This window comes from Deinococcus sp. (assembly GCF_025362455.1).
Taxonomy (GTDB): Bacteria; Deinococcota; Deinococci; order Deinococcales; family Deinococcaceae; genus Deinococcus.
On sequence record NZ_JANYGJ010000161.1, the window covers coordinates 1 to 6,175 of the forward strand.

Here is a 6,175-nt window from a genome sequence, read left to right on the forward strand (position 1 = left end):
CCTCCATTCTGCGTCCTGCTCAGTCAAAACTACTCGCTCCGCTCGGTCATGAAAAGGGTCTTTTTATGACATCTGCTCTAGAGGGCACAGGTGTCAGGCTGCATCGAGTGAATGCTAGCGCTCGGCTGGGCGACCATCAATGTGCCCCGGCGGCGCTAAGCTGGCGCATGTCCCAGCCTCGCACAGCACAGTCGCGCCTGAGCTTCGACTTCGCGGCCCTGAACGCCGCCGAGCGCTACCGACTGCTCACCGGGGTGGTGGTGCCGCGCCCGATTGCCTGGGTCAGTACCCTGAACCCGGACGGTCTGGTGAACCTGGCGCCGTTCAGTTTCTTCGGCCTGATGGGTCATGACCCGGCCATCGTGGCCTTCGCGCCGGGCAACCGGGCGGGCGCTGAACCGAAAGACACGGCCCGCAACATTGGCCCAGGCGGTGAGTTCGTGGTCAACCTGGTCAGCCTGGCGCTGGCGGAGGCCATGAACCTGAGTGCCACCGACTTTCCGGCGGGCCAGTCCGAGCCGCAGCGTCTGGGCATCGAGCTGGCGCCGTCTGCGCTGGTCAAGGTGCCGCGTGTGGCGCTCAGTCCGGCCAGCCTGGAATGCCGCGAGGTCCAGACGCTGACCATCGGCCACACCCGCATCGTTCTCGGTGAGGTGCTGGCACTCAGCATCGCCGCCGAGCACCTGGACGCCGAGCAGAAGTATGTCAATACCGCCTCCCTGGATCTGATCGCCCGGATGGGTGGGCACGGCGGCTACGCCACGGGACGCGACGCGTTTGAGCTGGGGCGCGTGAGCTACGCCGAATTTGAACGGGCCGACGCCGAGCAGCGCCATTCCGATGACTGATCCGCCAATGCTGGAACTGCGCCGCGCCACGCCCGCCGACGCGCCCGCCCTGGCGAGCGTCCACATCCGGAGCTGGCAGGAAACCTACGCGGGTCTGATGCCAGATGGGGTGCTGGAGTCCATGACCGATCAGGCCGCATTGGACCGCCGTACCCAGCTCTGGCAGGGCATTCTGACCAAAGGAGCGGAACTCGTCTTTGTAGCGGTGCGGGGCGGTGAGGTGGTGGGCTTCACGTCGGGCGCGGCAGGCACGTTTCTGACGAGTAACAGTCTGACCGACGACTTCACAGCCGACGCCGAACTGTCTACCCTCTATCTGCTCAAGTCGGCTCAGGGTCGGGGCACCGGGCGGGCGCTGTTGCGGGCGCTGGCCGCCGAACTGGCCGCGCGGGGTAATCGCTCGCTGCTGCTGTGGGTGCTGGCGAACAATCCGGCGCGGGCCTTCTACGAGCACCTCGGCGGCGCGGTGGTGGGTGAGCGCCAGGAAAAGGTCAGTGGCGCCGTGCTGAATGAGGTGGCGTATGGCTGGAGCGATCTACGGGCGCTGCTGTAGCTTCACTCCCGGTCCGCTGACGTGCCCTCTGCTACCCTTTCCCCCATGACGCAGCAGCTCACAGCCTGGGCCTCGGCGCGTGCCCGCAGCGTGCCTGAGAGCATCTTCGCGCTGATGGACGCCGCCAAGATGCGGGCCGCCCAGGCAGGCAAGACCATCATCGACCTGAGCATCGGCTCCTCGGACCTCAACCCGCCCGAAGTCGCGCTGGAGGCACTCCGGCAGGCTACCCGCGACCCGCTGAGCTACCGCTACCCGCTGTTCTCCGACACCGCCCCGCTGCGGCGTGCGGCGGCGGCATATCTGGCCCGGCGCTACGGCATCCAGCTCGACCCCGACACCGAGATTCTGCCGCTGATCGGCGCCCAGGAGGGACTGGCCCACCTGCTGCTGGCGACCACCGACCCCGGCGACAAGCTGCTGCTGCCCGACCCCTGCTACCCCCCCTATTACGGCGCGGCGGCGGTGGCCGGGCTGAACGTCGTGCGGCTGCCACTGACCGCCGAGCACCACTTTTTACCCGATCTGGATGTACTGCCACCCACCATCCAGCCCCGCGCCCTGCTGCTCAACTACCCCAACAACCCGACCTCGGCCACCGTCCCAGGCGGCTTTTTCGAGTTGGTCAAGCGCTGGTGCCAGGCTCGCGGCACGCTGCTGATTCACGACCACCCGTATGCCGAGCTGACCTACGGCGACTACCGCGCCCCCAGTGCCCTGGAAGGCGGCTGGAACGGCGTGGTAGAGCTGCACAGCTTATCCAAGACGCACCACATGGGCGGCTTCCGGGTGGGTTTTGCGGCGGGCGACGCCTCGGCCATCGCGGCGCTGGCGCGGGTCAAAGGCGCCATCGATTTTCACCCGTACCTGGGCATCCAGGCGGCGGCGGTGGCGGCGCTCGGCTCGCCCCCCAGCGGCCTGGACGTATTTGAAGCCCGACGCGACGCGCTGGTGGCCGCGCTGCGCGACCTGGGCTGGACGCTCGATCTGCCCCAGGCCAGCATGTACGTCTGGGCCGCGCCACCCGGTCTGCGCGATTCGCTGGCCTACGCCGTGCGCCTGGCCGAGCAGACCGGCGTGGCGCTGGCACCGGGCCGGGCCTTCGGGGAGGCGGGCGAGGGCTACGTCAGATTTGCCCTCGTTCAGCCGCCGGAGGTGCTCAGGGAGGCGGCGCGGCTGATCTCAGGTGCCCAGTTTTGACGCCTCACGCAAAAAGACGTTGAGGGTGCCCCGGTCGTAGAGCACCAGACGCACGTTCAGGCCAGGATGCTTTGCCAGATACGCACGGATGGTGCTGACGCTGACCCGCGCCGCTTCCGGAATCGGGTAGCCGTAGACCCCGGTGCTGATCGCCGGAAAGGCGATGCTGGCGCAACCCGCCTCCGTCGCCAGTTCCAGGCTGCGGCGGTAGGCTCCGGCCAGCAGTTCGGCCTCGCCCGACTGTCCGCCGCGCCAGATCGGTCCGACGGCGTGAATGACGCGGCGCACGCCCTGGGCCTCCAGCTTGAAGGCGGGCGTCATCACCGCCGAGCCGCTGGGGCAGCTCCCGATGGCCCGGATGGAGTGCAGCAGCTCCGGCCCGGCTGCCCGGTGAATCACGCCGTCCACGCCGCCGCCGCCCGCGAGCTGGGCATTGGCCGCCGTCACCAGGGCGCCCGTGGTCTGCGCCGCAATGTCGCCCTGCACGATCTCCAGTGAAGCCGTCATGCTGCAAGGATAAAGCCCCGCGTTAAACTCAGGGGCGATGACCGTTCATAGTCGCCCGGCTGCACTCGCCGACCTGAGCGTCCTGGCCCGCCTCTACAACGAGGGCATCATGGGCCGCAATGCCACCTTCGAAACCCGGCTGCGCGAGCCCGTAAAGCTGGAAGCTGGCCGTGCCTGGTGCTGGAGGATGGTGTGGTGCAAGGCTTCGCACGCGGCGGCGAATACAGCTCACGGCCCTGCTATGCGGGCATCCTCGAACACGGTGTCTACGTGGCAGGTGAGGCGCAGGGTCAGGGCTACGGTGTGAAGCTGCTCATCGCGCTGCAAGACATGGCGCGGGCGGCGGGCTACCACAAGCTCACCAGCCGGATCTTCACCCGCAACGCCGCCAGCCGGGCCGCGCATCTCAAAGCCGGATTCCGCGAGGTCGGCGCACACCTCAGGCACGCCGAACTGGACGGTGAGTGGCTGGACGTGGTGACGGTGGAGGTGTTGCTTCAGCTCCCTTTGGCCGTCAGCACCAGCGCCTGAATCTCTTTCACCAGCGCTAGTTCACGCAGCTTCTCGGCGTCGATGTCACCGGCCCTTGCCAGCGCCTCGGCTTTTTTCTTGTCGATGCTGGCGACTTCCAGCGTGGCGGCGTCGCCGAACACCTCACGGAAGCGCTCAAGCGGATATTCCAATCGGCGCTGCACCTTGATGCTGCTGCGGTACAGGTCCGTCTCGGCCTGCTCGCCGCCCAGCAGGGCCGCCTTGATAACCTCGCCCAGTTCGGTCTTCTCGGTCTCCAGGCCCAGAATGGTGTCGCGCAGGGTGGCGTAGCGTTCCAGCAGCTCGCTGAGGGTCGGTGACCCGTTACCGAGGGGATCAGGCGGGGCGTCGGTCATGGTCTGAACATAGCGTGAACGGGCCTGACCCAGACTCTTTATGCCTGACACAGACCCTTTATACTGAAACGCATGACCAAATCTGAGGCCCACGACCTGGAGCGCCGCCTGCTGAACGCCATCCGGCGCGGCGCCAGTATGGAGGACATCGCCGGACTCAAGCACGCCGATGTCGGGTCGCCCGAAGCGGCGATTCAGGCGCTGCGAGACGGCAACGTGCGCTTTTTTTCCGGGCACTCCTCGCGCCCCGAACTCGGCGCCAACGAACGCCGCGCCCAGATCATGGGTCAGACGCCCTTTGCCGCCATCCTGGCCTGCTCGGACAGTCGGGTGCCGGTCGAACTGGTCTTCGATCAGGGCTTCGGCAACCTGTTCGTGGTGCGGGTGGCGGGCAATGTGATGGGCGAGAGCGGCCTGGCGACGCTGGAATACGCCATTTTGCACCTGGATATTCACCTGATCGTGGTGATGGGCCACGAGGGCTGCGGCGCCGTCAGCGCGGCCCTGATGAGCGAGGAGCAGATCGAGGCCGAACCGCCCGCCCTGCGCGCCCTGATCCGCCGGATTCAGCCCTCGCTGCAAGGCTTGCCACCCATCCGCGACAAGAAGGCCCGGATGCGCGAGGCGGTCATCAACAACGTGCGCTGCCAGGTCGGCGTGCTCCGCGAACAGGACGTGATCGCCCGCGCCGAGGCTAGCGGCAAGATCAGGGTCATCGGCGGCTTCTACGAGATCGGCTCCGGCGCCGTGGACCTGCTGGTCGAGGAAGACGAACTGAAGGTGTAAGCCGGTTCATATGAGTAGGTAATTCCGATTCCAACCTAGAAACCCGTCATCTTGAAGGCAGCGAAGGATCTCATTTTCTGTTTACGAGATCTTTCCTCCGCTGCATGGTCGACGCCGTTTTCCTGAATTCACCTCGGACAGACGCTCCGAGCCTAAGCTGAAGCTTTGCCCTGAGCGGCGCCACCCGCAGCGCCCGGCCTTCATCGTTCCTGAGTTTGTTGCATTTAGTAGTTTACAAAACAGGTCAACAGCTCTAATATGACAACCTGTCAGCGGGGGTTCATGGACCCCTCAGCTTTATTTCAGCTCAGCTTCACGCCGCCCCAGCGCGGCAGGAGAATTCATGTTCAGACTTACCCTGTCCCTTCTCGCGGTCCTGACCATCAGCTCGGCGGCCAGCACCCTCGCCGCGCCCGTCACCCTGACCCCCGGCACGCTCAGCATCGGCACCGAGGGCACCTATCCGCCGTTTACCTTCAAGGACGCCCAGGGCAAGCTCACCGGCTTTGACGTGGACATCGCAACGGCCATCGCCGCCAAGCTTGGACTCAAACCCCAGTTCGTGCTGACTGAGTTCAGCGGCATCATCGCCGGGCTCCAGGCCAGCAAGTACGACGTGATCGTCAACCAGATCGGCATTACCGCCGAGCGTCAGAAGGCCATCGGCTTCAGTGCGCCCTACGCCTTCAGCAGCCCGCAGATCATCGTGCGTAAGGACAACACCGCCGCCTACAAAACGCTGGCCGACCTCAAAGGCAAGCGCGTCGGCGCGGGCCTGGGCAGCAACTTCGAGCAGCAGCTCCGGGCCGCAGGCGGCATCAACGTCGTCACCTACCCCGGCGCCCCCGAATACCTGGCCGACCTGGCTGCCGGGCGTCTGGACGCCGCCTACAACGACAGGCTGCTGGTCGGCTACCTGATCAAGTCGCAGAACCTGCCCATCAAAGGCGCGGGCGTCATCGGGCAGCCGGAATCGGTGGGCATCGCCTTCAAAAAGACGAATACCACGCTCAAAACCGCCATCGACAAAGCGCTCATCCAGATCAAGGCCGACGGCACCTACGCCAAGATCAGCCGCCAGTGGTTCGGCCAGGATGTCAGCAAGCCCTGAAGCCCGGCCTGTGAAGATAAGCACCGCCTTAAGAAATTCGCCCCCGGCTGTCGCTGTGGGGCGTTTTGATGAGGCCGGGCCGGTAAAGCCGAGTTGAGGAGCCGCCTAAGATGACCCACCCCTTATGACCAACTTTCTATGAACATCCTGCAAAGTGCCTGGGACGCGCTCCCCGCACTGCTGGCCGCCACGCCGCTGACCATCGGCTTCGCGCTGGCGGCCATGTTGCTGGGGTTGCCGCTGGGCTTACTGGTGGCGCTGACGCGGCTCTACGCTCCGGCCC

At 65.9% G+C, this 6,175-nt stretch carries 8 protein-coding genes; 6 read left to right on the plus strand and 2 right to left on the minus strand.

What is annotated here, in order from left to right; genetic code table 11:
• The first annotated feature begins 167 nt into the window (after positions 1–167).
• From Q0R23_RS12280 to Q0R23_RS12290, 3 genes are read left to right on the plus strand one after another with little or no spacing between them, the layout of a single operon-like run.
• The gene (locus Q0R23_RS12280) at positions 168–848 is read left to right on the plus strand and encodes a flavin reductase family protein (RefSeq protein WP_293913431.1); all 681 of its coding nucleotides are present in this window, start codon (positions 168–170) and stop codon (positions 846–848) included.
• On the plus strand, positions 841–1,401 hold the full coding sequence (locus Q0R23_RS12285; RefSeq protein WP_293913433.1) for a GNAT family N-acetyltransferase: 561 nt from the start codon (positions 841–843) through the stop codon (positions 1,399–1,401). Before Q0R23_RS12280 ends, Q0R23_RS12285 begins: the two co-directional genes overlap by 8 nt.
• Before the next feature lie 45 nt (positions 1,402–1,446).
• Positions 1,447–2,601: an aminotransferase class I/II-fold pyridoxal phosphate-dependent enzyme gene (locus Q0R23_RS12290; protein ID WP_293913434.1), complete on the plus strand. Its 1,155-nt coding sequence runs from the start codon at positions 1,447–1,449 to the stop codon at positions 2,599–2,601.
• Here Q0R23_RS12290 and Q0R23_RS12295 read toward each other — a convergent pair.
• Positions 2,584–3,108 carry a macro domain-containing protein gene (locus Q0R23_RS12295; protein ID WP_293913436.1) on the minus strand — a complete coding sequence of 175 codons (525 nt, stop codon included), beginning with the start codon at positions 3,106–3,108 and terminating at the stop codon, positions 2,584–2,586. The genes Q0R23_RS12290 and Q0R23_RS12295 overlap by 18 nt on opposite strands.
• 195 nt (positions 3,109–3,303) lie before the next feature.
• Here Q0R23_RS12295 and Q0R23_RS12300 point away from each other — a divergent pair, with 195 nt between their 5' ends.
• Positions 3,304–3,639, plus strand: a complete 336-nt coding sequence (locus Q0R23_RS12300; RefSeq protein WP_293913438.1) for a GNAT family N-acetyltransferase — start codon at positions 3,304–3,306, stop codon at positions 3,637–3,639.
• Here Q0R23_RS12300 and Q0R23_RS12305 read toward each other — a convergent pair.
• On the minus strand, positions 3,606–3,995 hold the full coding sequence (locus Q0R23_RS12305) for a hypothetical protein (protein ID WP_293913440.1): 390 nt from the start codon (positions 3,993–3,995) through the stop codon (positions 3,606–3,608). The genes Q0R23_RS12300 and Q0R23_RS12305 overlap by 34 nt on opposite strands.
• A gap of 72 nt (positions 3,996–4,067) precedes the next feature.
• Between Q0R23_RS12305 and Q0R23_RS12310 the strand changes: the two genes are divergently transcribed.
• Together Q0R23_RS12310 and Q0R23_RS12315 are read left to right on the plus strand one after the other, a co-directional pair.
• Positions 4,068–4,781: a carbonic anhydrase gene (locus Q0R23_RS12310; RefSeq protein ID WP_293913442.1), complete on the plus strand. Its 714-nt coding sequence runs from the start codon at positions 4,068–4,070 to the stop codon at positions 4,779–4,781.
• 343 nt (positions 4,782–5,124) lie between these two features.
• Positions 5,125–5,892, plus strand: coding sequence for a transporter substrate-binding domain-containing protein (locus Q0R23_RS12315; protein ID WP_293913444.1), 768 nt, complete (start codon positions 5,125–5,127; stop codon positions 5,890–5,892).
• The last annotated feature ends 283 nt before the right edge of the window (positions 5,893–6,175 follow it).

Bases quoted from the DNA above. Each gene is read 5' to 3' on its own strand.
- Q0R23_RS12280 (WP_293913431.1), top strand. From the start codon at position 168: ATGTCCCAGCCTCGCACAGCACAGTCGCGCCTGAGCTTCGACTTCGCG.
- Q0R23_RS12285 (WP_293913433.1), top strand. From the start codon at position 841: ATGACTGATCCGCCAATGCTGGAACTGCGCCGCGCCACGCCCGCCGAC.
- Q0R23_RS12290 (WP_293913434.1), top strand. From the start codon at position 1,447: ATGACGCAGCAGCTCACAGCCTGGGCCTCGGCGCGTGCCCGCAGCGTG.
- Q0R23_RS12295 (WP_293913436.1), bottom strand. From the start codon at position 3,108: ATGACGGCTTCACTGGAGATCGTGCAGGGCGACATTGCGGCGCAGACC.
- Q0R23_RS12305 (WP_293913440.1), bottom strand. From the start codon at position 3,995: ATGACCGACGCCCCGCCTGATCCCCTCGGTAACGGGTCACCGACCCTC.
- Q0R23_RS12310 (WP_293913442.1), top strand. From the start codon at position 4,068: ATGACCAAATCTGAGGCCCACGACCTGGAGCGCCGCCTGCTGAACGCC.
- Q0R23_RS12315 (WP_293913444.1), top strand. From the start codon at position 5,125: ATGTTCAGACTTACCCTGTCCCTTCTCGCGGTCCTGACCATCAGCTCG.